We start from the raw sequence: 26,246 nt of genomic DNA, 5'->3' as shown, positions 1-26,246 counted from the left end.
TAGCTTATCAATAATATTATAGTAGTGGAGGTAATGGTATGAAGAAATTTTTTATGCTGATGTTCTGTGTTGTTATGGCCTTTGCTTTGGCCGGTTGTGGCGGCAGCAATGAGAAAAACGCATCTCAGGCACCGGAAGGCAAGGTACTGAAGGTGGCAACAGATGCGAACTTTCCGCCTTTCGAATTTTATCAGGAGCAAAGCAAGGTACATACAGGTTTTGATATTGCACTGGCAAAGGCAGTGGCTAAGCAGATGGGTTATGAGAAGGTTGAGTTTATTAATGTTGATTTTAAAAATATCTTAACAGGTCTGCAGGATAAAAAATATGATATGGCTGTTGCTGCTTTAAGTATTACACCGGAGCGTGAGCGTTTAGTTGACTTCAGTGAAGCTTATGCAGAGGACGGCTATAAGGTTATTGTAAGCAAAAATGCCAATTTGGGGGATGATTTTGCAGCCTTGGCAGGCAAGACCGTTGTTGCTGAGGAAGGCAGCTATGCTGAAGAGCTGTTGAAATCCAAGGCTAAGGATGTTAAGGTTGTGCCTGTGCGCGATACGGAAGCAGGCATTAAGCTTGTCGCTGAGGGTAAGGCTGATGCACTTGTTGCTTCTAAAATAGTTGCCAGCTTTTTCATCACTCATAATTATGGTGCTAAAGTTAAATTTGCCGGTGAGACCATATTAGATAAAGATAAATACGGTATTGCAGTCGCCCATGGCAACCAGAAAATGGTGAAGAAGGTTAACGAAGCGCTGAAAGAGGTTAAGCGCAGCGGTGAATACAAAAATATATACAGCTCTTACTTTGGTAATTAAGCTTTAAGCTGTCATATAACTATTAAATTGTTGATTTTATTGCGCAACAGATGCTGATGTCTGTTGCGCATTTTTATGCAGTTAAGCTGTTACTTATAAAAAAATCCGGTCTGTATTAACAGACCGGAAAAATTAATTATTACTCTTCGTCATCAAATTCCTTGATGGTGCCGTAGGCTACAAGAATAGTTCCCTTGGGAGATGCCAGTGCCGGGCAGACGTAAAGGATAACGCCTGTCTGCTCGGCGTAATATGTTGTCAGCGTGTTGCCGAAAACGTCGGTGATGCGTCCCAAAACCTGGCCTTCTTCAACAAAATCGCCGCTGTGGATGTGGTGCAGCCAGCAGCCTGTTTCCAAAGCTTCCAGATAAATAAGGTTTTCTACATCACGCGGAGAGTGATGGCGTGGCTTTACAGGCAGGGAGAACATTTTCAGCTTGCGCAGGATGTTGCGGATATCATCCTTGTAGGCTTCGATATCCTCATGCAGGCAGAGGCCGGCGCCGCCGCGTTCAATCAGAATAGAAGGCAGGCCGGTGCTGGCGGCGTAGTTATAGGCACCGCCGGTTGCCAGCGAGCGTACCATATATTCCATATCGAGTACGCGCGCCACGGAACGGGATTTCTTTTCTACTTCAGGCGTAGGCTGGCCGGGGTAGTAAACATAGGGATGCAGGCTTTCGTGGATATCGCCGCTGTGCATGTCTACATAAAAATCGGCAATAGAGAAGAAGTTATTGCTGATTAAATATGCAGTTTTATCGGCAAGCGTTCCCGTGGGGTCACCGGGGAAAACGCGGTTCAGGTTTTTGCCGTCTTCGGGCACAATCATTTCGCGGCGTGCCCAAAAGCCCTGGATGTTTACCGGGTGCATCATAATCAGGCAGCCGACAACGTGCTCGGGCTCAATATCGCGGCCCAGCTCCATTGCCGCTGCGATACCGGGGTATTCGCCGCCGTGGATGCCTGCAGTAATAAGCAGGGTGGGGCCATCTTTTTCGCCGTTGATAATAGTCAGAGGGATTTTTACATTGGTGTCCGGGACCGGCAGGTACGTGCGCAGTTTAGCGCCACGTTCAACAGTCAGTCCACATACCTTTAGTGTGTCAGACATGAGCTCACTCCTTTGATATATTTCTCATACTTTTTATAATAATTTTACCATTAGCGACTGCTAACCGTAGCTAAAAAAATTAAGCAACGGCATACAAATTATTCTTTGAAGGAGATTGGCAAAATTTCCGCAGAAATATTTTCTAGCAATTGCTGTTTTTTTACTTGCAATAAATTATAACATATGATAAGCTATTCACACAAGATAATTTTTAAAATAAAATTTAGTGCGAATAGACAAGGGAGGTAGATAGAGTGAACCTGCTGACTGATAGGGAATACTTGGGGCTGACAGTACCATTTATGCTGTCGACAATGACGCAGCCTTTGATGGGTGCGGTAAATACGGCAGTAATGGGGCAGCTTCCGAATCCTAAATATATTGCTGCAGTTTCCCTGGGCGCTATCTTGTTCAACAATTTATATTGGTTATTTGGTTTTTTACGTGTGAGTACTACCGGTTATGCGGCACAGGCCTTTGGCGCTGCCGATAAAAGACTTGGTATGCTCGCCTTTTTTAAGCCTTTGGTTCTGGCAATGCTGATAAGTGCCTGCTGCATTCTTTTCCAGAAGCCCATTTTGGAACTGTATCTGGCCATGATTGGCGCTGCACCGGAGGTCAACGAGCTGTGCCGCGATTATTATTACATCCTTATCTGGGGCGCACCGTTGGTGCTTGGCAACTATGTAGCCCTTGGCTGGCTCATGGGGCAGACGCGGGTGCGGGCGAGCGTGTTTATGCAGGTTTCCATGAACGTGCTGAACATGGCGCTGAGTATCTGGTTCGTTTTCTGGCTGCATATGGATATTACCGGCGTGGCTGTTGCTACCTTGCTCAGCCAGCTTTACGGCGGCATCCTGAGTGTAGTACTGATGTACTATTATGGTGATTTTGATTATAAAGCATTGCCTTGGGGCGAGTTGCTTGACTGGCGCGAGTTTATCGGCATGCTGCAGGTGAACGTTAACCTGATGATTCGCACTGCCTGCCTGCTGACTGTAAATAATATTATTGCGGCGGTTGGTGCTTCCTTTGGTACTGTGGTGCTGGCAGCCAATGCTGTACTGCTGCAGCTCAAGGATATTATGAGCTACCTGATTGACGGCATGGCAAACGGCGCGGCGATTTTCAGCGGGCGTGCGGTAGGAGCAAAGAACGGCAAGCTGTTTGCCGCTACCATAAAAATGACCTTCAAATGGCTGGTAGTGCTGGTCGCTATCCTGATGCTTGGTTACCATTTGGGCAATGAATTTTTCATCCGCCTGTTTACCAATATTGAAGAGGTTTTAGCAATGGCCGTGACCTACAATGTTTTCGTTTTGTTCTATCCTGTCTGCGCCGGTATCGGCATGGTGCTTTACGGAGTTTTCTGCGGAGCTACCAGAACCGCACCGGTACGCAACATGATGCTGATGGCACTCTTAGTATTTTACCTTTTGCAGTGGCAGCTGGTGCCGCTTTGGGGTAACAGCGGACTGTGGCTGGCCTTGCTGGGCTTTATGCTGTCTCAGTCAATAATACTTTTATTCTATTTGTCTTCTTTGAGAAGAGAGTTTGCATAAGCAACCCTTTTGTAACAAATTTGTTGCAAATAATGAGAATTAATGCTATTATAGATTTATAAGTGTCAGCCTATTCTTTTTTGCCGATATAAAGACCTTTTACAAATCTATACTCTTCTGAGGTGCCTGCCTATGCAGGTAATAATCGGAATACGGTGCAAATCCGTAGCGGTCAAGCCACTGTGATGCCGAAAGGCTAAGTCAGGTTGATTTCCTCAGTTGATATATTCCTGCTAGCGACGGAAATATATATAATTACAATTGTGCACATTGTAAGTATGTACCCTTTCTGCGCTCATTTTGCAGGAAGGGTAATTTTTTTTTGATGGAGATGATGTGCTTTGACGAAAAAGCAGCTTCTGTCCCGTTTGGGACAGATCATCCTCGTTTTGCTGGGCATCAGCTTTATTACTTTTGCTTTGGTAATGCTGGCCCCTGGCGATGTAGCTCGTCAGATGATTGCAGGTAACGAGGATATTATTGTTAGTCAGGCTGAAATTGATGCACTGCGTGCAGAATTAGGTCTTGACAAGCCCTTCTTCTTCCAATATTTGGATTGGTTGGGCCGTGCGCTGCATGGCAACCTCGGTTTCTCCTTCATGGCTAAAAAGCCTGTTGTTGAGGAACTGTTCGAGCGTCTGCCCGGTACTATCTTATTGTCTCTGGCTTCCATTGCAATGATGTTGGTGGTGTCTATTCCTGCCGGCATTTATTCTGCAGTTAAGCGCGGCGGCTGGTTTGACTATATAGTACGCAGCTTTACTTTCCTTGGCGTATCAATGCCCGGCTTCTGGGTTGGCTTGATGCTGCTGTGGATTTTTGGTCTGCAACTTGACCTGTTGCCTATTGTCGGCGGTACGATTGGTGTTGACACGATTATCCTGCCTGCGGCAACGTTGGCCTTTGCAATGTCTTCCAAGTACACACGTCAGGTGCGTGCTGCTATTCTGGAAGAGCTGCATCAGGACTATGTTGTCGGTGCACGTGCGCGTGGTATGAGTGAAAGCCATATTCTGTGGAAAGAGGTTCTTCCGAACGCTTTGCTGCCGCTGATTACTTTACTTGGTTTGTCTTTAGGTAACCTTCTGGGTGGTGCTGCGGTTATCGAGATTGTTTTCCAATGGCCCGGTCTTGGCCGTCTGGCAATTGAAGCAATCACCTACCGTGACTTCCAACTGGTTCAAGGTGTTGTTGTGTGGATTGCGTTGATGTATATGGTTATCAACCTCATTGTTGATATCTCTTATAACTATCTTGATCCGCGTCTGAGAAAGGTAAGGTAAGAGCAGATGGAAACAATTATTAATGGTTTAAAAACCAACCGTGCTTTTGCTGTAACCTCAGTTCTGGTATTGGTGCTGATTGCTATTGCTTTTGCGGCACCTGTTCTTGCTCCGTATGATCCGACTCATGCAACAATGCAGGATGCTTTCATGGCACCGGGCGGAAGCCATCTGTTTGGCACAGATAAGCTGGGCCGTGACTGCTTCAGCCGTGTGCTTTATGGTGCGCGTGCTTCCCTGAGCGGTGTATTGTTCCTGGTAGCCAGCGTATTTATCGTTGGTACTTCTATGGGTGTTATTTCCGGTTATTTCGGCGGTAAGGTTGATATGGTTATCATGCGTATTTCTGATATGATGATTTCCTTCCCTGGCATGATTCTGGCTATCGCAGTAGCCGGTATTATGGGCGGCAGCCTTCTCAACGCAGTAATCGCGTTGACGATTGTCAGCTGGACAAAATACGCGCGTTTATCCCGCAGCCTGGTACTGCAGATTAAACGTCGTGACTATGTAGAAGCAGCAATCGTTAACGGCGGTACCTCACCGCATATTCTGTGGGTACATATCCTGCCGAATATCCTGCCGATGATGGTTATTACCGCAGCAGCAGATATCGGTGCTCTGATGATGGAACTTGCAAGTCTGTCCTTCCTGGGCTTCGGCAGCCAACCGCCTGCTCCTGAATGGGGCCTGATGCTGAATGAAGGTCGTCAGCAGCTGCAGACTGCACCGTGGCTGATGTTCTTCCCCGGTTTGGCAATCTTTGTTACCGTTATGATTTTCAACCTTTGGGGCGATAATCTGCGTGATGTGCTTGACCCGCGTAATGACGTACAGGATTAATTATTTTTGCCTTAATTTTTGATATCCGGCAGAAGTCTGCCGGGTTAAATGAGTATATGAAATGGAGAGATGACTAAATGAAAAAAATGTTTAAAGCTACCGCAGCAGCGGCTATGATCGGTTTACTGGCATTTGCAGCAGCAGGCTGTGGCGGCGACAAAAAAGCTGAGCACAAGGAAGTTGTAAAATTTGGTGTTACCAACTTCGCTGACTCCCTGGAAACCACCGATAACTACTTTGGCTGGATTGTAATGCGTTACGGCCTGGGCGAATGCCTGGTTAAATTCGATAAAAAAATGAATGCTGTTCCTTGGCTGGCTGATAAATGGTCTATTTCCGACGATAAACTGACCTGGACCTTCCACATCAACGATAAGGCTTGCTTCTCCAACGGCACCAAACTGACAGGCGAACTGGCAGCAGCTTCTATCCAACGTACCTTTGACAAAGCAGCTCGTGCAAAATCCATGTTCCAGTATGAATCCATCAAAGGTGAAGGCCAAAACGTAATCATCAAAACCAAGACTCCGGTACCGACTCTGCCAGGTATGCTTGGTGACCCTCTGTTCATCATCGTTGATACTCAAACCATTAAAGACCGTGATACCGCAAAACAAGGCGCTATCTGCACCGGTCCTTATGTAGTAAAATCCTACAGCAAAGCTAAAGCTGAAATGGTTAGAAACGAAAAATACTGGGATGGCGCTGTTCCGTTCAAAGAGGTTGATATCCTGACCATTGACGATCCTAACACCCGTGCTATGGCTCTGCAAAAAGGTGAAATCGACTTCGCTATTAACATTGCTGCCGGCGATCTGCAGCTGTTCAAAGACAAAAATAAATACAACATCTCCAATATCGCTTCCCTGCGTGACGTACTTGCTCGTATGAATGTACGTCCGGATAAACCGCTGGGCGATATCAAAGTCCGCGAAGCTCTGCTGCGTTCTCTGGACCGTGTAACCTACAACAAGGTTCTGCTGAAAGACACCTTCGTTCCCGGTGGTCCGTACCTGCCGCCTTCTGTTGACTACGGTTATGATGAACTGTATAAATACGACAAAAACCAATACAATGTTGAAAGCGCTAAAAAGCTGCTTGCTGAAGCTGGCTGGAAAGATACCAACGGCGACGGCTTTGTTGATAAAGACGGCAAAAACCTGGAGCTGGACTTCGTATTCTACAGCGGCCGTGCTGAGCTGCCTCTGTATGCAGAAGCTACCCAGGCTGACGCTAAGAAAGTCGGCATTAAAGTTAACCTGAAGAACGTTGACTACAACGTAATTGATGGTATCGGCCGTAAAGGCGAATTTGACCTGCTGATTTCCAACGTACTGACTCTGCAGGCCGGCGATCCTGAAGTATTCATGAACATGTACCTCAAGACTGGTCAAGAACAGAACGGTTCCGGCTACAGCAATCCGAAATTTGATGCTCTGTCCGATAAACTGGGTGTAGAATTTGATCCGGCTAAACGTCGTGAGCTGATTATCGAAATGCAAAAACTCATCCTCGACGATGCAGCCTCTCTGGTATTCGGTCATCCGCAAACCAACATGGTTTCCAACAAATCCATTGCTAACGCAGAAATCCTGCCTTGCGATTACTACTGGCTGACCAAAGATATCAAATCTGCTAACTAATAATTTACAAAGAAGGTAACGCTTAATGCTACTTGAAGTAAAAGATTTAGACATCAGCTACGGTGACAAGCTTACCGTAACCGGTGCCAGCTTAGAATTGGATAAGGGCGAGATTATGTCCATCGTCGGCGAGTCCGGCAGTGGCAAAACTACCGTTATCCGCGCTATTATGGGTTGCCTGCCCGGTGCCGGCCGCGTTAGCCGCGGCAGCATCACCTTTGACGGCAAGGATGTATTGCAAAATACTCCTGAAGAGTGGCGCAAAATGTATGGCAGCGAGATGTCCATGATTTTCCAGGACAGCGGCAACATGATTAATCCTATCCGCCGCATCGGCCAACAGTTCATTGACTATGTTCAGGCTCATCAGCCGGACAAGTCCAAGGACCAGGCTTACAAGATGTGCTGTGATATGCTGACTAACGTGCGTCTGCCGAACCCGGAAAATATCATGAACAGCTATCCGTTTGAGCTGTCCGGTGGTATGCGTCAGCGTGTTGGTATCGCTATGGCCATGATATTCAGCCCGAAAATTCTTCTGGCTGATGAACCGACCAGTGCGCTGGACGTAACTACTCAAGCTCAGATTATCCGCCAGATTGTTGATATCCGTAACGAATATGGCGTTGCTGTTATCATGGTTACGCATAACCTGGGCGTTGCTTCCTATGTATCCAACAAGCTGATGGTTATGAAGGGCGGTCATGTTGTGGAATATGGCAAGCGTGAAGACGTTATCGGCAATCCGCAGGATGATTATACGAAGCAGCTGCTGAAGGCAGTACCAGTCATAGGAGGGACGACATATTATGAGCAATAATGAAAAACCAGCCTATGAGCGTACAAAACTGGTACTGGAGATTAACCACCTGACCAAAAAATTCGCAGTTGATGGCGGTAAGTTCCTGACTGCCTGCAACGATATCAACCTGCGTGCCTATGAAGGCCGTACCCTGGGCATTATCGGTGAATCCGGCTGTGGCAAGAGTACTCTGGTGCGTACTTTGCTGCGTATTCACCCTGCTACCAGCGGTGAAGCTATTTTCGAAGGCCATGATTTGATGCAGTCTAAGGGTGAACAGCTGCGTCAGGACAGAAAGAACATCCAGATGGTCTTCCAGGATCCTACCGCTGCTTTCAATCCGAAGATGCTCGTTAAGGATATCCTCACCGAGCCTTTGAAAAACTTCGGCCTGATTAAAAACAGCGAGGTAGACGCCAAAGCAGCAGAGCTACTGGAAATGGTTGAGCTGCCTGCTGAATTTAAGGATCGCTATCCGCACAGCATGTCCGGCGGTCAGCGTCAGCGTCTGGGCATTGCCCGCGCTCTGGCACTGGAACCGAAGATTATTGTCTGCGACGAAGCAACCAGTGCACTGGACGTTTCCGTACAGGAAAAAATCTGCGAGCTGCTGTGCCGCATTCAAAAAGAAAAAAATATTACTTACCTGTTCATTGCTCATGACCTTGGTTTGGTAGATTTGATGTGCCATCAGGTTGCGGTAATGTACTTAGGTAATGTTGTAGAATGGCTGGAGCACGGCCGTATTGCAGAAAGCTGCAAGCATCCGTACACCAAGGCACTTATGGGTGCTGTATTTAAGGTAGACTTCAAGCCGGGTGAAAAGATTGAGCCGTTGGAAGGCGAAATCCCGAGTCCGCTGGACCTGCCGCCGGGATGTCCCTTTGCCAGCCGCTGCGAGCACTGCACCGAGCATTGCGTGCAGGTTAAGCCTGAGCTGAAAGAGGTTGAGCACGGTCATTGGGTTGCTTGTCACTTGTTTGACTAAGGCAGTCCTGGAGCATTATGCGTAAGCATAGAGCTTCTATGAAAGTAATTTTCTCCATCAATTTTTATAGTGGGTACGGCGAATGCTGTACCCATTTTTTTCTTAGGAATTTTTATCACTAATTTTACAAGTGAGTATTGACTCATACGTTATTTGTGTTATAATATAGGTATCAAAGAATTTACTGAAAGGTGTTGTCACCTTTCCTATTATTTTTTACACAATATATGAATGAATACTCATATGAGTAGTGAGACAACCTAAAAAGAAAGGTGGTAGATATAATGAAGCAAGATTTAGAGGATATCCGTAATGGTGCCGGCGATGTACGAGCTTTCAGACACATCGACGGTCATATTAATAGTGTAGAAGATTACAGCAAGCATCCAGAAGGCTGCACCTGCGGTCACTGCGGCAAGGATCATGATCACAAAACTATGGGACATGTGCCCAAGCACACTCACGGTGATGCCTGCGGTTGCGGCCACGATCATGAACATGACCATGAAGAACATTCCCATGAGCATGGTGATGACTGCTGCTGTGGACACGACTACGGACATGAGCATGAAGAACATTCTCATGCACATGGCGACGAATGCGGTTGCGGACATGACCACGAGCATGAACACGCTCACGCACATGGCGATGAGTGTGGCTGCGGTCACGACCACGGACATGAGCATGAACATGCTCATGCACATGGTGACGAGTGCGGTTGCGGACATGACCACGGACATGAGCACGCTCACGCACACGGTGACGAATGTGGTTGCGGACATGATCATGAGCATGAACATTCCCACGCGCACGGTGACGAGTGCGGTTGCGGACATGATCATGAGCATGAACATTCCCACGCGCATGGTGACGAGTGCGGTTGCGGACATGACCATGAGCATGAACATGAACATTCTCATGCACATGGTGACGAATGCGGTTGTGGACATGATCACGAGCATGAACATGAACATGAACATGAACATGAACATGAACATGAACATTCTCATGCACATGGTGACGAATGCGGTTGCGGACATGACCACGAGCATGACCACGAACATGCTCACGCGCACGGTGACGAGTGCGGTTGTGGACACGACCACGGACATGAGCACGCTCACGCACATGGACATCACGTTCCCGGTCATCCTGCTGACTGTAATTGCGAAATCTGCCATCCGCATGAGGAATACTGCGATGTGTGCGGTGAAAGCCTGGCTAATTGCACCTGCCGTATGCCGGATGCCGACAAGGTAAAACGTGTATATATTCTGCAAAACCTTGGCTGTGCTAACTGCGCTGCCAAGATGGAATACAAAATCAAAGAGCTGCCGGGCGTAACCTATGCCAACGTAAGCTTTGCTACCAAGCAGCTGCGCCTCAGCGCTGCTGACCACGAGGCTTTGCTGCCGGAAATTCAGAAAATCTGTACCTCCATTGAATCCGACGTAGTGGTAGTACCGCGTGACCGTCGTCCTAATTTGGGCGGTAAGAGCAGAGTATATCTGGTGCAGAATCTGGACTGCGCTAACTGCGGTGCCAAGATTGAACGTGCGTTGAACGCTATGCCTGAGATTGATGAAGCTACCCTGACCTTTACTACGAAAAAGCTGCGCGTAAGTGCTAAGAATTACAACGGTTTGCTGGAGAAAATGCAGGCTGTAACCGATAAGGTAGAAGAGGGCGTTGTGCTGCTGGAGGCTGAAAGCAAGCCTTCTCTGGCGCCTGAGCTGGAGGAACGCAAAAAATCCGGCGGTATCCTCTCCGAACTGAGCGAAAAGCAGACGATTATCGAAATCGTACTGGGCGGTGCTGTGTTCATCATCACCGAATGGCTGGGCTTGGTGCCGGAAGCGTATCATATGTACTTCCTGATTTTTGCTTATATTCTGCTGGGCGGACGCATTGTGCTGACTGCCTTGAAGAATATTGCGAAGGGTAATGTATTTGACGAAAACTTCCTCATGACCGTTGCAACATTGGGTGCGTTTGCTATTCAGGCCTGGGAAGAGGCTGTTGGCGTTATGTTCTTCTATCGCGTGGGCGAATATTTTGAGCAGCGTGCGGTAGAAAAGAGCCGTGGCCAGATTATGGACGCTGTTGACCTGCGTCCTGAGGTTGTCAACCTGCTGGTAGGCGAAGAGGTGAAGGTTATTCCTGCCGCTGACGCACACGTAGGCGACATTCTGCTGGTACGCGTAGGCGACCGTATTCCTCTGGATGGCGTTGTTATTGAAGGCGAAAGCCTGGTAGATACCTCTCCGGTAACCGGTGAGCCTGTGCCTGTAAAACGCAAATACGGCGATGAGGTTGTTTCCGGCTGCGTTAATACCTCCGGTATGCTGAAAATCCGTGTAGAAAAGGTTCTGGAGGAGTCCATGGTAACCCGAATTCTGGACAGCGTGGAGAACGCTGCTGCCAGCAAGCCGACCATTGACCGTTTTATTACCCGCTTCGCACGTATCTATACTCCGTTTGTTGTTGCTGCTGCAGTACTGACTGCTGTGATTCCGTCCCTGATTACCGGCGACTGGAATAAATGGATTTACACTGCGCTGACCTTCCTCGTTATCAGCTGCCCCTGCGCACTGGTGCTGAGCGTGCCGCTGGCCTTCTTCTCCGGTATCGGCGCCGGCTCCAAGTATGGCATTCTCTTTAAGGGCGGCGTTGCTATGGAGGCTTTGAAAAACATTGCTGCCGTAGTTATGGATAAAACCGGTACCGTTACCAAGGGTAACTTCGTACTGCAGAAGGTTAATGCTGCCGAAGGCATGAATGCCGACGAGCTGCTGCGCCTGTGCGCAAGTGCAGAGCTTGTTTCTACCCACCCGATTGCTGTAAGCATCGTAGAGGCTGCTAAGGCTGAAAAGCTTGAGCTTGTACGTCCTGATAAGTTTGAAGAAATTGCCGGCGAAGGCCTGGTTGCGTACTTTGGCGCACGCAAGGTTCTGTGCGGCAATACCAAGCTGCTGCAACGCTTTAACGTTGAATACGGCGGCTACACTCCTACCGAAAGCGGTAGTGAGGTGCTTGTTGCCGACAATGGCTTATACATGGGCCAACTGCTGATTAACGATACCTTGAAGGAGGATGCCAAGGAAGCAATTGCTTCTTTGAAGGCACAAGGCCTGGTAACTGCTATGCTCACCGGCGATGCGCAGAAGGAAGCGCAGGCTGTGGCTAAGGAAGCAGGCATTGACGAGGTGCGCGCTCAGCTGCTGCCGCAGGATAAGCTCAGCGAGCTGAACATGCTGCGTAACAAGTACGGCCCGGTTATGTTCGTCGGTGATGGCATTAACGATGCGCCTGTTCTGGCTGGTGCAGATGCCGGCGCTGCTATGGGCAGCGGCGCAGACGCTGCGATTGAGGCTGCAGACGTTGTGTTCATGAATTCCGAAGTGAAGGCTATTCCGCAAGCGATTGCGATTGCGCGTGCAACAGGTGCGATTGCCTGGCAGAATGTAATTTTCGCTTTGGCAGTGAAGGTTGTCATCATGATTGCAGGCCTTATGGGTTATGCTTCCATGTGGGCAGCAGTCTTTGCGGATACCGGCGTATCGCTGCTGTGCGTACTGAATTCTATCCGTATTCTCTACAAAAAGATATAATAAAAAGCTATAGCTAATATGCTAGTTTGGTTTACGTCGGCTGACTATAAAGTCAGCCGATATTTTTTGTAAACATGACAGCACAAGCTAACTAAATTTGTAAATTAGCATAGGATTTTACAAAAAATGCTTGACAAAATTTTATAGCTGACGTAAACTTTCAATAGTAGTTAGGAATGCCTAACTACTAAAAAAATCGTATCAAGTTAGTATCTGCTAACAAATTCTTTGGAGGGAATTATGATGCCTTTATTAATGGCCCGTCGCGGCGAGACTAACAAGATCAGCGCTGTTCGCGGCAAGGATGAAATCAAACGCTTTTTAGCTAACCTGGGCTTTGTAGAAGGCTCAGCTGTTACTGTTATTTCTGAAATTGACGGTAATCTTATCGTCAATGTGAAGGATGCCCGCATTGCCCTGAGCAAGCAGATGGCAGCTAAAATATTTATCTGATGTATGTGGAGGATGCTATGAAAACATTAAAAGAAGTTCCTGTTGGTGAAACAGTTACCGTTGCCAAGCTTGTTGGCGAGGGTGCGGTAAAAAGACGTATTATGGATATGGGCGTGACTAAGGGTGTGAGCGTATTCGTACGCAAGGTTGCACCGTTGGGCGATCCGGTGGAGGTAACCGTGCGTGGTTATGAGCTGACACTGCGTAACGGTGAGGCCGAGCATATCGTTGTAGAATAATTGGAGGGGAAAGATGAAACAGATCAAGATTGCCCTGATTGGTAACCCTAACTGCGGCAAAACAACAATGTTTAATGATTTGACCGGTTCCAACCAATATGTTGGTAACTGGCCTGGCGTAACTGTAGAGAAAAAAGAAGGCGGCCTCAAAGGTCATGATGATGTAATTATTACCGACTTGCCCGGTATTTACTCCCTGTCTCCGTATACTCTGGAGGAGGTTGTTTCCCGTAACTATCTGCTGCAAAACGATGTTGACGGTGTACTGAATCTGGTTGACGGCTCTAACATCGAACGTAACCTGTATCTGACTACTCAGGTTATGGAGATGGGTTATCCCGTAACTATTGCGTTGAACATGATTGATATCGTGCGCAAGAACGGCGATAAAATTGATACCGCTAAGCTGGCTGCCGAGCTTGGCTGCGAGATTGTGGAAACCTCCGCACTGCAGGGTGAAGGCACCGGTGAGGCTGCTGAAAAGGCTATTAAGGCTGTCGGCAGTGCTGCACCGAAGTATATGCGCTTCAGCAGCGAGGTTGAGAATGCATTGACAGCTATTGCCCGCGAAGCAGGCAACAAGGTTCACGGTATTAGCGAACGCTGGCTGCTGGTAAAGCTGTTTGAGCGCGATAAGAAAATTGCTGCTGCTTTGGGCCTGAGTGAGGGTGAACAAGCTAAGATTGAGGAAATCATTGCAGCCTGCGAGGAAGCAATGGATGATGATTCCGAAAGCATTATTACCAATGAGCGTTATAACTACATTGGCGAGCTGATGGGCAAGGCTGTTGTCAAAGGTCAGACCGGTCTGACGATTTCTGATAAAATCGACAGCATTGTAACCAACCGTTTCCTGGCACTGCCGATTTTTGCGATTATTATGTTCCTGGTTTACTACATTGCTGTAGAAACTGTAGGTACTGTTGTAACCGACTTCACTAATGATACACTGTTCGGCGAATGGATTCAGCCTTGGGTGCAGGAGCACATGGAGGCTGCCGAATGTGAGGATTGGCTGGTATCTCTTGTTGTTGACGGTATCATCGGCGGCATTGGCGCACCGATTGGCTTTGCTCCGCAGATGGCAATTGTCTTCCTGCTGTTGAGCTTCTTGGAGGACTGCGGTTATATGGCGCGTGTTGCCTTTATTATGGACCGTTTCTTCCGTCAGTTTGGCATGAGCGGCAAGAGCTTCATTCCTCTGCTGATTTCTGCAGGCTGCGGCGTACCGGGTATCATGGCTTCTCGTACTATTGAAAACGAAACCGACCGTCGTCTGACTATCATGACTACAACCTTTATCCCCTGTGGCGCTAAGCTGCCTGTTATTGCTTTGCTTTCCGGCGCTATTATGGGCGGTGACTGGTACATGGCTCCGATTATGTACTTTGTCGGCTTCTTCGCTGTAATTACTGCTTGCATCATTCTGAAAAAGACTGAGCTGTTTGCCGGTGATCCTGCTCCGTTCGTTATGGAGCTGCCGCCGTATCATCTGCCTGCTGCCAAGAACGTGCTGCTGCATACCTGGGAGCGTGTTGCGGGCTTCCTGAAAAAAGCCGGTACTATTATCTTCCTGTGCTGCGTTGTTATGTGGTTCCTGGCAAGCTTTGGTGTTGACGAAGGCTCTGTTGCTATGGTTGATACCGAAAAGAGCTTTGTTGCCTACATCGGTAACGGTCTTGCTCCTATCTTTGCTCCTCTGGGCTTTGACAGCTGGCAGGCTGTGGCTGCTGCCTTCTCCGGCTTTGTGGCTAAGGAGTCTATTGTCAGCACGATGGCTATTCTTTCCGGTCTGGCTGATGCAGCTGAGGATGAGCCTGATTTGTGGACTGCTGTTATGGCGTTCTTCCCGAGTGCGGTTGCAGCGTTCTCCTTCCTGGTGTTCAACCTGCTGGATTCTCCCTGCCTGGCAGCGATTTCCACTATGAGCCAGGAGATGAACAGCAAGAAGTGGACTTGGGCAACTATCCTCTTCCAAAACCTGTATGCTTACAGCATCTGCCTGATGGTTTACCAGTTCGGCAGAGTGTTTGTCGGTGGTGAAGCGTTCAGCTTCGGTACTGGTGTAGCTGTTGTTTTCCTGATTGCGTTCCTGTATCTGCTCTTCCGTCCTGCTAAGAAATATAACAAAGAGACTGTTATGAGTATTGATGCAAAATAAAAGAGGTGTTTCGTATGGCAACCTGGATTATTGGTCTGATTATTGTTGGTTGTGTGTATTTGGCATCCAAGCAGGTCATCAAGGCACATAAAACTGGTGGCTGCATTGGCTGTGATGCCGGCGGCGGTAAGGCTTGCTGCCCGCATTGCAAGCATACGACAACTGTAAATCTTCGTAAGAAATAATTTTAGTATGATGAGTATTGAAGGGCCGCGCGTTCGCGCGGCTCTTTTTGTGTTTGTTAGAGCGTTCTGCTGTCCTTCTTGCCTCTCCTAGGGGAAAGGTGGCATCGCGAAGCGATGACGGAGAGGGGTTGTGTGCATCGCAATTGATATATCGCGTTGCAACGAAAAATTTTCCCGCGAATCGCTTGGCGAATTATGTATTATGACATGTGCCCCCTTTAGTCGCTAGCGCGACAGTTCCCCCGAGGGGGAACCAAGAATGTGCTAATGAAGTTTAACGAAAAAGCTATTAGTCTTGCCTGCCCCTTGGGGAAGGTGCCGAACGAAGTGAGGCGGAAGGGGGAAGCAAAAGCATCGCAATTAAATATCGCTCCAGTCAGTAGCAATTTTCCTATGCCTTAGGGCATAACGCAAATTTCGTGCGGAAGCAAGACGGAACTTCGGTAAAATTTGTCAGATGGTAACAGTAAGTTACGTCCCCTTGTTCCTGTGCTTCCAAGCACTCATTTGCTAAAATTGCTATTCCTTACACGATATATTAATTGCTCGTCATGGCTTTCTGCTAGCCTTCTAGCCTCTCCTAGGGGAGAGGTGGCATCGCGAAGCGATGACGGAGAGGGGTTGTGTGCGTCGCAATTGATATATCGCGTTGCAACGAAAAATTTTCCCGCGAATCGCTTAGCAAGTTGTGTATTATGACATGTGCCCCCTTTAGTCGCTAGCGCGACAGTTCCCCCAAGGGGGAACCAAGAATGTGCTAATGAAGTTTAACGAAAAAGCTATTAGTCTTGCCTGCCCCTTGGGGAAGGTGCCGAACGAAGTGAGGCGGAAGGGGGAAGCAAAAGCATCGCAATTGATATATCGCAACCCTTCCGTCTGCTCGCAAAGCTCGCAGCCACTTTCCCTTTCAGGGAAGATATAATGATATATTGAAACTCTAACTTTATATATGCTCCCTGCAAGGGAGCTGGCATCGCCGTAGGCGATGACTGAGGGTTGTGCCCCATAGGGGAAGGGGGCTTTTTTCCTACACTATATAGTATCAAAATATTAACCAGATACTATATGTTGACATCTGGCAAAAATCATGTATAATAGAGTCATAACCTAATGCAGTCTGCTTTCTGACGGATAAGTGGAATTGACCACGTGGAGGCAGATGAATGTATGCGCCGACCGTCTGGGCAAAATCGCCCAGACGTTTTTTCTTTATAAGGAGCAAAAGAGAAAGCCCGGGTGACTAGGTAATACTTATAAAGAGAGGTATTCATGATGCAACAGACAAAAAACAGATGGCTGATCGTGCTGGCAGCCATCGGCATTCACATCAGCATTGGCAGCGTATACGCATGGAGTGTACTGACGAAGCCTATTATGCAGGCTATGGGTTTTTCGCTGAAGGAGGTTACCTGGACCTTTTCGCTGGCGATTTTGTTCCTGGGTACTTCCGCAGGCTTTTTGGGAACGTATGTTGAAAAATACGGTCCTCGCCGCAGCGGTTTGATATCCATGTGCTTTTTCATAAGCGGTTTGCTGGGTACAGCCTATGCACTGACACAGCACAGCCTGCTGCTGTTATATCTTTTTTACGGCGTTATCGGCGGTATTGGTCTGGGAACAGGCTATATTACGCCGGTGTCTACACTGGTGAAGTGGTTCCCAAATAATCGTGGTCTCGCAACTGGCCTGGCGATTATGGGCTTCGGCTTTGCCAGCCTCGTTGCAGGTCCGTTGATGCAGATTTTGATTGCTAAATACGGCCTGGTAGAAAACTTTGTGATTTTGGCCTGCATTTATGCAGTAGTTATGACTGCTTCCGCGCTTTATCTGGAGCCGCCGAAGCAGGAAACTGTAGCAGGCAAGGGACAGTTTAAAGCGCAGATGCCTGAGCATGTGCAGTACACTGTGAAGGAGGCTATGCACACCTGGCAGTTTTATGCTTTATGGTGGATTTTCTTTACGAATATCACCTGCGGTATCGGCCTTTTGGCTGTAGCATCGCCTATGGCACAGGAGGTTATCGGTATGTCTCCGATTGCAGCGGCGTCTATGGTTGGTATCATCGGTCTGCTGAACGGTGGCGGTCGTATTGTGTGGTCCACTATTTCTGACTATATTGGTCGCGCAAATACCTATCTGGCATTTTTCGTGATTGAGATTGTGGCCTTCTACCTTTTGGGTGGCGTAAATGAAAGCTTTATGTTCCAACTTTTGGTATTCATTATCATCACCTGCTACGGCGGTGGCTTTTCCTGCATGCCGGCGTACCTTAGTGATTTGTTCGGCACGAAGCAGCTGAGCGCAATCCACGGACGTATTTTAACAGCGTGGGGCCTGGCAGGTATTGCGGGACCGCTGCTTTTATCCGTAATTTACGAGCGCACACACAGCTACAGCTTTACCCTGTACTTCTTCAGCGCCTGCTTTGTAGTAAGCCTGCTGCTGGCAGCAGTGCTCAAGCTGAAGGGCAAAACTGCCTGAGCTGTTGCTTGAAGAAGCAAATTCCATTACAAAATCGCTTTTTTAGCTAAAAAAACGAAAAATTTTTAAGCGTCCTACCCTAAAACTGCTTTTGGGGTGGGGCGCTTTTTCGCTCCCTGGCATATAATAAACGTAGAGAAAAGCAAAAAGCTTAAGCAGATGTAAAAAAGGGGGAGTAGATTATGAAAAAGCATTTTAAGTATTTGGCAACGGCAGGCTTGATTGCAGCGTTGCTTTTGGCGGCAGGCTGCGGCGATGATGCCAAGGACAAGAAGAAAGTTGATAAGCCGGACACTAAGACAGAGCAGAAGGTAGATAAAAAAGCCCAAGCACCGGTGGTTAAACCGCCAGAGGGAAAATATTACAGATATCCTTCCTATCTTGATGATGTAACCAAAACGCCGGAAATGACACCTGAGATGATTAAATATGTAGATGATTTTGCTTCGACCGTAAAATTGGCGCCGTCTGAAAAAGGTAAATTCCTTAATGATTCACGCATTAATAGACCTAATGAAGAATACCATCGTATCTGGCTGCATGCCAATGGCAGCAATCATAATCGCAATAACAAATTTAAAAATTCTAAGGGGAAGGAAGTTTATCAGCAGGAGGTTTATCACATCCGTATGTCTGTAAAGGCAGATACCAATAAAGTTATGTATGTTGAGTATTCTGTTTATGAGCAGAATGAGGCCATTCCGGATGGCAAGAGCAGAACAATCATGAAGAAGGTTTTTAAATAAGTTGCTTTAGCATAAATCGATAAAAATTTTTAAGCGTCCTACCCTAAAATAGCATTTGGGGTGGGGCGCTTTTTCGCCATCGGGCATATAATAAGCGTAGAGAAAAGCAAAAAGCTTAAGCAGATGTAAAAAGGGGGCGTACATTATGAAAAAGCATTTTAAGTATTTGGCTGCGGCAGGTTTGATTGCTGCGCTGGTTTTGTCGGCGGGCTGCGGAGATGATGCCAAGGACAAGAAGCCTGCGCCTGAGCCCGATAAGAAGGTGGAGAATGTTGTAGTGAAACCTCAGGACGGAAAATATTACAGATATCCTGATTACATTAAGGATGTGACAAAAACACCGAAGATGACACCGGAAATAGTTAAGTACATTGATGATTTTGCTTCGACGCTTAAATTTCACCCGGATTCCAAGGGAAAATTCACCAATAACTCCCTGATAAAGAATCCGGAAGAAAAAATTCACTATATCAATATGTCTGCTCTTGGTCCAAATCATAACAATAAGATAAAGTTTAAAAATTCCAAAGGTAAGGAAGTTTATCAGCAGGAGGTTTACAGCATCAATATGACGATAGATGCCGCTACCGATAAATTAAAGTCTGTAAGATGCTCTATTTTCGAACAGAATCCGGATATTCCTGACGGCAAAACTACATATGTGGTGAAAAAAAGATTTGATTGACCTGCTTTAGCATAAATCGATAAAAATTTTAAGCGTCCTACCCTAAAACGGCTTTTGGGGTGGGGCGCTTTTTCGCTCCCTGGCATATAATAAGCGTAGAGAAAAGCAAAAAGCTTAAGCAGATGTAAAAAAAGGAGGCGAAGTTTATGAAAAAGCAATTGAAATATCTGACTACAGCAGGTCTGCTGGTAGCGCTGCTTTTGGCGGCAGGCTGCGGCGATGATGCCAAGGACAAAAAGCCTGCGCCTGAGCCCGATAAGAAGGTGGAGAATGTTGTAGTAAAACCTCAGGACGGAAAATATTACAGATATCCCAGTTACATTAAGGATGTGACGGAAACACCGAAGATGACACCTGAAATAGTTAAGTACATTGATGATTTTGCCTCGACGCTTGAATTCCACCCGTCTTACAATGGTAAATTCGTCAATGATTCCAAGATAAAGAATCCTAATGAAAAATATCATGCTGTTTATCTGTATGCCCTTGGACCCAAGCATAACAAGAAGATAAAGTTTAAAAATTCCAAAGGTAAGGAAGTTTATCAGCATCAGGTTTACACCATCAATATGCAGATAGAGGCTGCTACCAATAAATTAACATCTGTACTATGCTCTATTTTCGAGCAGAATCCGGATATTCCTGATGGCAAAACTACATATGTTGTGAGAAAATCCTTTAATTAAGTTGCACTTTGAAATGGTGTTATGGTCTTTGCTAAGAAAGAAATGCTTATCTTCACAAGCTGCCGATGGAAAGCAGTATATCTGGCAGTGTTGTAAGTGAACTGCTGCGAGCCGCTGCGCGTGAGCGTGGCGGCTTTTTGAAGTGATAAATAGTTATCAAAAGTCTATTCGTGTGATATAATTTGAGTAGGGATGATCAGCAATTTATGAGGTGGTGAAAATATGGAGAACAAAGATACAGCTTATTTGAGTAATAAGGGTGGATTTACGATTTTTTCTTATGGTGGTTATGATTTTCGTTTTAAAACATCAGATAGGTTAGTGAAGTATTTAAAAGTTAAAGAATGGGATGCTCCATATGGATACATTGTTGTTGATTGTTTGCACGAAAAGTTAGGTGTGGTTGAAGACTATATTGATTTGCTTCCCATGCTGGATAACTTATATTTTAATGCTAAGAAATTTTTAGCGCCGATAAAAAAAGTGGAGGTGCGTTATGGCTGATGTTCAAAAATTAGCAGATGCTGCTGAGGTTATCGTTCAAGGATATGCGTTTATTGATAGGGGCGAGGGTGTAACTGTTATAAATTTGCATAAGCCTGATCATGCTGCTTATTTCTATAATAATGAGCTTGTAGAAACTAATATGGATGATATCGAAGCGTATAAGGTCAACAAGCTTTATCAGGCTAATGTGAAGTATATGGAGAAGGATTATGCCAAAGTACTTTGATTTTAAAGTTTGCGGATATTATCTTTATTTTACAAGTAAGTGCATTATTGAATGTATGCATGTACATGCTAGTGATAAAAGACTTTCAGAAGCGGGTTCCGCAAAGTTTTTTGTAAAGGGTAACGGCGATACAGAACTGATGAAGCAAGGTACGTTAAATGATTTGGATGTACGTAAAATACAAGGATTTATCAAAGAACATTATGTAGAAATGTATGACTTGTGGTCAGCATGGAGTGATAATGGATATTATAGGGGAAAGTAATAATATGCCTTTGATTTGGGAGATGGCTAGGGAGAAAGAGCTTGTGGTAGCTGTGCCGTTTTTGCCATAACGTGTGTAGTATAATGCAAATTAAGATGAATTAAAAATATTCTTGTTGGAGGTGTAGCTCATGTCAGGAATAGGTCCATGTTTAATTTTTCTTTTTTTAGCGCCAATTATATTCGTTGCGTTGATTGCATTCGATTCCGCTAAGAAAAGGAAGCCTGAGCAAGACAATTCTTCTATTTGTGATAATACTAGAGCAACTGAGCTTCCTAGCTCTAGTCCTATTGCCAAAACAGATGCTTATGCTGTGTCTGCTTTGAAGAAAGATCGCTATAATCCTAATAATAAAGAAACTCGTACTTTAGAATTTAATAGAATATTAAGTGAAAATAATAATGAGAGTAAGCGTGTAGCTAAAAAACAAAAAGATTATAGCTTAGTTAATGATGCGTATTATAAAGCTTATAACGAAGTGGAATCAATGATGACAGATTATAATGCAGCTAAAGAAATTACTAATAATCGTGCGGATTTAGCTACTTTTGAAGATGGCTATCATTTTGATAATTATGCTGAAGATTTTAAACAGGACACTGACAGCAATAATGAGAATTATTGACATAATATAAGTTTTGGAGGTTAAGTGTATGTCTGACACAAGTAACACTAATAATTTTGAATTTCCATTTCAAAAGAAGCATATTAATGCTTGCTCTAGTGTTGGAGAATTATTGCCTCTGTGGAAATTAGCACATAAGTGTGAAGTTAATACTGATTATATTGCTGGTAATGTACCTGCTTATGCTTTTTTGCCTGATGGGATAATTAACGAAGAAAGTTTTGCTAAAAGTTCGCCAAGAGTTTTGTTTATTGCTAAAGAGGCTTATTGGTATGGTGAACATGATGATGATAAGGCAGCTGCTAAAAATGCTGAAACTGTTATGTTTTGGCATCGCAGGGTAGCTTATGGTGAAGTGCCGGAAACGATATTCTCTAAGCGTCTTTCTATGCTGGCTAATGCTATTTTTAATGATGATTTTAAGACGATAAATAAAGACCATACCGCTTTGCGTTCTGTCGCAGTTATAAATTTGAATAAGCGTGGAGGGTTTGTTGGTTGCGTATGGAAAACTTTAGAGGAATATGTAAAACGGTATGCTGAATTTATCAGCCAAGAGATAGAATTAATTTCTCCTGAATTAATAGTGTGTTGTGGAGATGGAGTACGCTGGCTGTTAGAAAATTATATTCGATTAGATAAGCAAATCAAGGTTATTTCATTGTATCACCCTAGCTGTTGGAGTATTAGCGATGAAAAATATCTTCAGATGCTGCAAAAAGCTCTTGCAGGTAATGTGGTAAGTGGTAGTGAAACTCTTTCCGTTATAGAAAATGCAATTGAAAGTGAAAATAAAAACCTTTCTGTTGATAAAGATATAATTGAAAGCGAAAATATAGAACTTCCTGCTACGAAAAATGTAATTGAAAAAGAAGATTCGGCTAGAAGTACTTATATGAAGATGTATGGTGCTGGGACTACATTCCAATTTAACAAAAAAGCAAATGTTTATTATGATACGTTAGCACGCAGTCCGCAAAACTATCCATATATAGGTTTATATACGGATAAGGCAGTAAGAGCTATAGGTAAGGTGAATGCTATTATTGTAACTGAATTTGCAGATAATGTATTACTGTATCGTGCTGAACAGGGTGAAATAACAGATGAACGTAAGCAGACGATACTTGAAGCTATAGAGGATGGTAAAAAGTATGGTTACAATTTGCTTAGATGTCCGCATAAATATTTTTTTGTTGAGCAATTTTTCCAGACGGAATATAAAAAGACTTCGTATGGTGGAGCACGATTTGTTAAAGTGTTTGATTTAAACAAATTGCTGGGAATTGATGAATTGCCTTCAACAGAAGAAATAGCCAATATACTTGCTGAAAAAACATGGGAGTGAGAATAATTGCTTTATTTCTCCTCTTGACAATCCCACCTGTTCCTTGCTAAGATATAGAGTATAGCAAAATATTTACAGGCAAGGAACGAGAGGCTTATCTCCGTAAAGCAACTAAAGAGAAGCAGCGGTTGGTGCAAGCTGTGTGGCGGTGAGGTGAGTGTAGCTCGGGAGCTGTTTTGCTGAACATTGCAGTAGGCAAAAACGTGCGCACACGTTACGTGCATTGAGTGCCTTGTGCCACAGAGCATAAGGAAGATAGGTGGTACCACGATTATTCGCCCTGTCCGTAAAGGACAGGGCTTGTTTATTTTAAGGAGGAATTTTTTTATGTGTGAAGAGCATAATATCCCTAAGGTTTATGATCCTGCTTCCGTAGAGAAGAAATGGTATAAATTCTGGGAAGAGCATCGTTATTTTCATGCCGAAGTAGAAGAAGGCAAGGACGCTTTCAGTATTGTTATCCCCCCACCGAACATCACCGGCCAGCTGCATATGGGCCATGCGCTGGATAACACCCTGCAGGATATCCTGATCCGCTGGCACCGCATGATGGGCCACAACACCCTGTGGATGCCCGGCTATGACCATGCAGGTCTGGCAACCCAAATTAAGGTTGAAGAGGTTATCAAAAAAGAGGAAGGCAAGACCCGTTACGACCTGGGCCGCGAAGAGTTCCTAAAACGCGTTTGGGAATGGAAGGAGCAATACGGCGACCGCATTATCAACCAGCTGAAGCATTTGGGCGTTTCCTGCGACTGGGAGCGTAAGCGCTTCACCATGGACGAGGGCTGCTCCAAGGCTGTTCGTGAGGTTTTCTGCACTCTGTTTGAAAAGGGCCTGATTTATAAAGGCACCCGTATCACCAACTGGTGCGTAAACTGCAACACTGCACTGAGCGATATCGAGGTTGAGCATAAGGACGATCCGGGCCATCTTTGGTACATCAACTACCCGGTAGTTGAAGAAGAGGGCCGCAGCCTGATGATTGCTACCACCCGTCCGGAAACTCTGCCCGGCGATACTGCAGTAGCAGTTAACCCGGAGGACCCGCGTTATGGCGATTTAGTTGGCAAAACTCTGCGTCTGCCGACTACCGACAGAGTTATTCCTATCATCGCTGATAGCTATGTTGATACCAAATTTGGTACCGGCGCTGTAAAAATTACTCCGTCCCATGATCCTAACGACTATGAGATGGGTATCCGCCACAACCTGCCTAGCATCGTTGTTATCGGCATGGATGGCATTATGACTAAGGAAGCTGGCAAGTACGAAGGCATGACTCGTGAGGAATGCCGTAAGGCTATCGTTGCTGACCTGAAGGCTGATGGCTATCTGGTTAAGGTTGAAGAGCATTCCCATGCTGTTGGTCACTGCCAACGCTGCGGTCATGCTGTTGAATCCCAGGTTTCCACTCAATGGTTCGTTAAGATGGAGCCTTTGGTTAAGGCTGCTGTTGATTGCGTTGAAGACGGTCGTACCCAATTCGTACCGGAACGCTTCACCAAAACTTATACCGGCTGGATGGATAACATCCGTGACTGGTGTATCTCCCGTCAGATCTGGTGGGGCCACCGCATTCCTGTATGGTACTGCGATGACTGCGGCGAAATGAGCGCCAGCCGTACCGATTTGACTGTTTGCCCGAAATGCGGCAGCGCACATATCCATCAGGATGAGGATGCACTGGATACCTGGTTCAGCTCCGCTCTGTGGCCGTTCTCTACCATGGGCTGGCCTGATAAAACTCCGCTGCTGAAGCAATTCTATCCGACAAGCGTACTTGTAACCGGTTACGATATCATCTTCTTCTGGGTTGCCCGTATGCTGATTATGGGTATGGAATTTATGCATGAGATTCCGTTCGACAAGGTATTCATCCATGGTCTGGTACGCGATAGCCAGGGCCGCAAGATGTCCAAATCCCTGGGCAATGGCATTGACCCGCTGGAGGTTATTGACCAATACGGCGCTGATACCCTGCGCTTCATGCTGATTACCGGCAACACCCCGGGCAACGATATGCGTTTCTACTGGGAGCGTGTTGAGGCAACCCGTAACTTTGCCAACAAGATCTGGAATGCTTCCCGTTTCGCTCTGATGAACATGGAAGGCTACGATGCCAACGCTAAGCTGGCTCCGTACACTCTGGCAGATAAATGGATTCTGTCCCGCCTGCAGCATACCGCCAAGAGCGTTACCGAAATGCTGGAGAAGTTCGAGCTGGGCGAAGCTGGCCGTATGATTTACGACTTCATCTGGGGCGAGGTTTGCGACTGGTATATCGAGCTTGCAAAACCGCGTCTGTATAATAAAGAAAACGCCGAAGAGCGTGCAACCGCACAGCATGTTCTGGCAACCGTACTGACCAGCGCTATGCAGCTGCTGCATCCGTACATGCCGTTCATCACCGAGGAAATTTACCAATGCCTGCCGCATGAAGCAGAAAGCATTATGATTTCCAAGTGGCCTGAGGCTGATGAAGCTCTGATGGACGACGAGGCTGAACGTCTGATGGGCGCAATTATGGAAAGCATCAAGGCTATCCGTAACATGCGTGCAGAAGTTAACGTACCGCCCGGAAAGAAGGTTCCGGCAACCATGCTGGCTGCTGCTGACCTGAAGGATGGCATTGAGGCTAACGCTGACTACATTCACCTGATGGGCGCTATCAGCGAGCTGACCGTGCTGGCTGACAATGCTGCTAAACCGGAAAATGCTATGGCTGCAGTTGTAGCAGGCATTGAGGTTTATCTGCCGCTGGCAGGCCTGATTGATGTCGAGAAGGAAAATGCCCGCCTGAACAAAGAGCTGGCTGCTATCGACAAGGAGCTGAGCCGCGTAGAAGGCAAGCTGGGCAACGCCGGCTTCCTGGCTAAAGCACCTGAGGCTGTTATCGAAAAAGAGAAGGCTAAGGCTGAAGAGCTGAACGGCAAAAAGGCTGCGATTAACGAGCGCCTGGAATACCTGAAGAC

23 protein-coding genes, 1 riboswitch and 1 other annotated feature are annotated in these 26,246 nt (G+C 46.2%); of the genes, 22 read left to right on the top strand and 1 reads right to left on the bottom strand.

All coding sequences use genetic code 11. The features are described from left to right. The first annotated feature begins 38 nt into the window (after positions 1-38). Positions 39-818, top strand: a complete 780-nt coding sequence (locus Q0G26_RS08200; protein WP_293829777.1) for a transporter substrate-binding domain-containing protein — start codon at positions 39-41, stop codon at positions 816-818. Between the two features lie 139 nt (positions 819-957). On the opposite strand, the gene Q0G26_RS08195 is transcribed toward Q0G26_RS08200, so the two are convergent. Beyond that, positions 958-1,932, bottom strand: a complete 975-nt coding sequence (locus Q0G26_RS08195) for a M14 family metallopeptidase (RefSeq protein ID WP_293829776.1) — start codon at positions 1,930-1,932, stop codon at positions 958-960. A gap of 254 nt (positions 1,933-2,186) precedes the next feature. Between Q0G26_RS08195 and Q0G26_RS08190 the strand changes: the two genes are divergently transcribed. The 21 genes from Q0G26_RS08190 to Q0G26_RS08090 all read left to right on the top strand — a co-directional run. Beyond that, the gene (locus tag Q0G26_RS08190) at positions 2,187-3,494 is read left to right on the top strand and encodes an MATE family efflux transporter (RefSeq protein WP_293829775.1); all 1,308 of its coding nucleotides are present in this window, start codon (positions 2,187-2,189) and stop codon (positions 3,492-3,494) included. Between the two features lie 124 nt (positions 3,495-3,618). Beyond that, positions 3,619-3,750, top strand: a riboswitch (adenosylcobalamin (AdoCbl) riboswitch). Positions 3,751-3,835: 85 nt separating this feature from the next. Beyond that, positions 3,836-4,777, top strand: a complete 942-nt coding sequence (nikB, locus tag Q0G26_RS08185) for a nickel ABC transporter permease (RefSeq protein WP_293829774.1) — start codon at positions 3,836-3,838, stop codon at positions 4,775-4,777. A 6-nt stretch (positions 4,778-4,783) separates the two neighbouring features. Continuing rightward, complete coding sequence (nikC, locus tag Q0G26_RS08180; protein WP_293829773.1) at positions 4,784-5,620, top strand: nickel transporter permease; 837 nt, start codon at positions 4,784-4,786, stop codon at positions 5,618-5,620. Positions 5,621-5,697: 77 nt separating this feature from the next. Then, positions 5,698-7,263, top strand: coding sequence for an ABC transporter substrate-binding protein (locus Q0G26_RS08175; RefSeq protein ID WP_293829772.1), 1,566 nt, complete (start codon positions 5,698-5,700; stop codon positions 7,261-7,263). 25 nt (positions 7,264-7,288) lie between these two features. Next, the gene (locus Q0G26_RS08170) at positions 7,289-8,083 is read left to right on the top strand and encodes an ABC transporter ATP-binding protein (RefSeq protein WP_293829771.1); all 795 of its coding nucleotides are present in this window, start codon (positions 7,289-7,291) and stop codon (positions 8,081-8,083) included. Beyond that, entirely contained in the window at positions 8,073-9,053 is a 981-nt protein-coding gene (locus Q0G26_RS08165) for an ABC transporter ATP-binding protein (protein WP_293693031.1), read from the top strand. The genes Q0G26_RS08170 and Q0G26_RS08165 overlap by 11 nt, the downstream gene beginning before the upstream one ends. A gap of 1,238 nt (positions 9,054-10,291) precedes the next feature. Then, complete coding sequence (locus tag Q0G26_RS08160; RefSeq protein WP_366517761.1) at positions 10,292-12,664, top strand: heavy metal translocating P-type ATPase; 2,373 nt, start codon at positions 10,292-10,294, stop codon at positions 12,662-12,664. Between the two features lie 243 nt (positions 12,665-12,907). Beyond that, entirely contained in the window at positions 12,908-13,117 is a 210-nt protein-coding gene (locus Q0G26_RS08155; RefSeq protein ID WP_363186546.1) for a FeoA family protein, read from the top strand. Positions 13,118-13,134: 17 nt separating this feature from the next. Further along, the gene (locus Q0G26_RS08150) at positions 13,135-13,356 is read left to right on the top strand and encodes a FeoA family protein (RefSeq protein WP_021720435.1); all 222 of its coding nucleotides are present in this window, start codon (positions 13,135-13,137) and stop codon (positions 13,354-13,356) included. Between the two features lie 13 nt (positions 13,357-13,369). Continuing rightward, on the top strand, positions 13,370-15,517 hold the full coding sequence (gene feoB / locus Q0G26_RS08145; protein WP_293829766.1) for a ferrous iron transport protein B: 2,148 nt from the start codon (positions 13,370-13,372) through the stop codon (positions 15,515-15,517). Between the two features lie 14 nt (positions 15,518-15,531). Next, positions 15,532-15,702, top strand: coding sequence for a hypothetical protein (locus Q0G26_RS08140; protein WP_009144802.1), 171 nt, complete (start codon positions 15,532-15,534; stop codon positions 15,700-15,702). A gap of 1,269 nt (positions 15,703-16,971) precedes the next feature. Then, on the top strand, positions 16,972-18,183 hold the full coding sequence (locus tag Q0G26_RS08135; RefSeq protein WP_293829765.1) for an OFA family MFS transporter: 1,212 nt from the start codon (positions 16,972-16,974) through the stop codon (positions 18,181-18,183). Positions 18,184-18,365: 182 nt separating this feature from the next. Further along, the gene (locus Q0G26_RS08130; protein ID WP_293829763.1) at positions 18,366-18,929 is read left to right on the top strand and encodes a hypothetical protein; all 564 of its coding nucleotides are present in this window, start codon (positions 18,366-18,368) and stop codon (positions 18,927-18,929) included. A 145-nt stretch (positions 18,930-19,074) separates the two neighbouring features. Further along, the gene (locus Q0G26_RS08125) at positions 19,075-19,614 is read left to right on the top strand and encodes a hypothetical protein (RefSeq protein ID WP_293829761.1); all 540 of its coding nucleotides are present in this window, start codon (positions 19,075-19,077) and stop codon (positions 19,612-19,614) included. A 146-nt stretch (positions 19,615-19,760) separates the two neighbouring features. Beyond that, complete coding sequence (locus tag Q0G26_RS08120) at positions 19,761-20,300, top strand: hypothetical protein (RefSeq protein ID WP_293829759.1); 540 nt, start codon at positions 19,761-19,763, stop codon at positions 20,298-20,300. Between the two features lie 222 nt (positions 20,301-20,522). After that, positions 20,523-20,804 carry a hypothetical protein gene (locus Q0G26_RS08115; protein ID WP_293823864.1) on the top strand — a complete coding sequence of 94 codons (282 nt, stop codon included), beginning with the start codon at positions 20,523-20,525 and terminating at the stop codon, positions 20,802-20,804. After that, the gene (locus Q0G26_RS08110) at positions 20,797-21,033 is read left to right on the top strand and encodes a hypothetical protein (protein ID WP_210683839.1); all 237 of its coding nucleotides are present in this window, start codon (positions 20,797-20,799) and stop codon (positions 21,031-21,033) included. The genes Q0G26_RS08115 and Q0G26_RS08110 overlap by 8 nt, the downstream gene beginning before the upstream one ends. Beyond that, positions 21,017-21,298 (top strand): DUF4160 domain-containing protein, encoded by a 282-nt coding sequence (locus tag Q0G26_RS08105; RefSeq protein ID WP_210683840.1) that lies wholly within the window; start codon positions 21,017-21,019, stop codon positions 21,296-21,298. The genes Q0G26_RS08110 and Q0G26_RS08105 overlap by 17 nt, the downstream gene beginning before the upstream one ends. 130 nt (positions 21,299-21,428) lie before the next feature. After that, entirely contained in the window at positions 21,429-21,923 is a 495-nt protein-coding gene (locus Q0G26_RS08100; RefSeq protein WP_293829757.1) for a hypothetical protein, read from the top strand. 28 nt (positions 21,924-21,951) lie between these two features. Then, positions 21,952-23,271 (top strand): hypothetical protein, encoded by a 1,320-nt coding sequence (locus tag Q0G26_RS08095; protein WP_293829755.1) that lies wholly within the window; start codon positions 21,952-21,954, stop codon positions 23,269-23,271. Positions 23,272-23,343: 72 nt separating this feature from the next. Further along, positions 23,344-23,557: a binding site (T-box leader), on the top strand. Between the two features lie 41 nt (positions 23,558-23,598). Continuing rightward, on the top strand, positions 23,599-26,246 hold a 2,648-nt coding region (locus tag Q0G26_RS08090; RefSeq protein WP_293829753.1), incomplete at its 3' end, for a valine--tRNA ligase.

This window comes from uncultured Phascolarctobacterium sp., from assembly GCF_934190775.1.
Lineage (GTDB): Bacteria > Bacillota > Negativicutes > Acidaminococcales > Acidaminococcaceae > Phascolarctobacterium_A.
Note: the sequence above shows the minus strand (reverse complement) of the source record. Positions and strands in the feature narration are given on the sequence as shown.

Bases quoted from the DNA above. Each gene is read 5' to 3' on its own strand.
- Q0G26_RS08200 (WP_293829777.1), top strand. From the start codon at position 39: ATGAAGAAATTTTTTATGCTGATGTTCTGTGTTGTTATGGCCTTTGCT.
- Q0G26_RS08195 (WP_293829776.1), bottom strand. From the start codon at position 1,932: ATGTCTGACACACTAAAGGTATGTGGACTGACTGTTGAACGTGGCGCT.
- nikC (WP_293829773.1), top strand. From the start codon at position 4,784: ATGGAAACAATTATTAATGGTTTAAAAACCAACCGTGCTTTTGCTGTA.
- Q0G26_RS08175 (WP_293829772.1), top strand. From the start codon at position 5,698: ATGAAAAAAATGTTTAAAGCTACCGCAGCAGCGGCTATGATCGGTTTA.
- Q0G26_RS08170 (WP_293829771.1), top strand. From the start codon at position 7,289: ATGCTACTTGAAGTAAAAGATTTAGACATCAGCTACGGTGACAAGCTT.
- Q0G26_RS08165 (WP_293693031.1), top strand. From the start codon at position 8,073: ATGAGCAATAATGAAAAACCAGCCTATGAGCGTACAAAACTGGTACTG.
- Q0G26_RS08160 (WP_366517761.1), top strand. From the start codon at position 10,292: ATGCCGGATGCCGACAAGGTAAAACGTGTATATATTCTGCAAAACCTT.
- Q0G26_RS08155 (WP_363186546.1), top strand. From the start codon at position 12,908: ATGCCTTTATTAATGGCCCGTCGCGGCGAGACTAACAAGATCAGCGCT.
- Q0G26_RS08150 (WP_021720435.1), top strand. From the start codon at position 13,135: ATGAAAACATTAAAAGAAGTTCCTGTTGGTGAAACAGTTACCGTTGCC.
- feoB (WP_293829766.1), top strand. From the start codon at position 13,370: ATGAAACAGATCAAGATTGCCCTGATTGGTAACCCTAACTGCGGCAAA.
- Q0G26_RS08140 (WP_009144802.1), top strand. From the start codon at position 15,532: ATGGCAACCTGGATTATTGGTCTGATTATTGTTGGTTGTGTGTATTTG.
- Q0G26_RS08135 (WP_293829765.1), top strand. From the start codon at position 16,972: ATGATGCAACAGACAAAAAACAGATGGCTGATCGTGCTGGCAGCCATC.
- Q0G26_RS08130 (WP_293829763.1), top strand. From the start codon at position 18,366: ATGAAAAAGCATTTTAAGTATTTGGCAACGGCAGGCTTGATTGCAGCG.
- Q0G26_RS08125 (WP_293829761.1), top strand. From the start codon at position 19,075: ATGAAAAAGCATTTTAAGTATTTGGCTGCGGCAGGTTTGATTGCTGCG.
- Q0G26_RS08120 (WP_293829759.1), top strand. From the start codon at position 19,761: ATGAAAAAGCAATTGAAATATCTGACTACAGCAGGTCTGCTGGTAGCG.
- Q0G26_RS08115 (WP_293823864.1), top strand. From the start codon at position 20,523: ATGGAGAACAAAGATACAGCTTATTTGAGTAATAAGGGTGGATTTACG.
- Q0G26_RS08110 (WP_210683839.1), top strand. From the start codon at position 20,797: ATGGCTGATGTTCAAAAATTAGCAGATGCTGCTGAGGTTATCGTTCAA.
- Q0G26_RS08105 (WP_210683840.1), top strand. From the start codon at position 21,017: ATGCCAAAGTACTTTGATTTTAAAGTTTGCGGATATTATCTTTATTTT.
- Q0G26_RS08100 (WP_293829757.1), top strand. From the start codon at position 21,429: ATGTCAGGAATAGGTCCATGTTTAATTTTTCTTTTTTTAGCGCCAATT.
- Q0G26_RS08095 (WP_293829755.1), top strand. From the start codon at position 21,952: ATGTCTGACACAAGTAACACTAATAATTTTGAATTTCCATTTCAAAAG.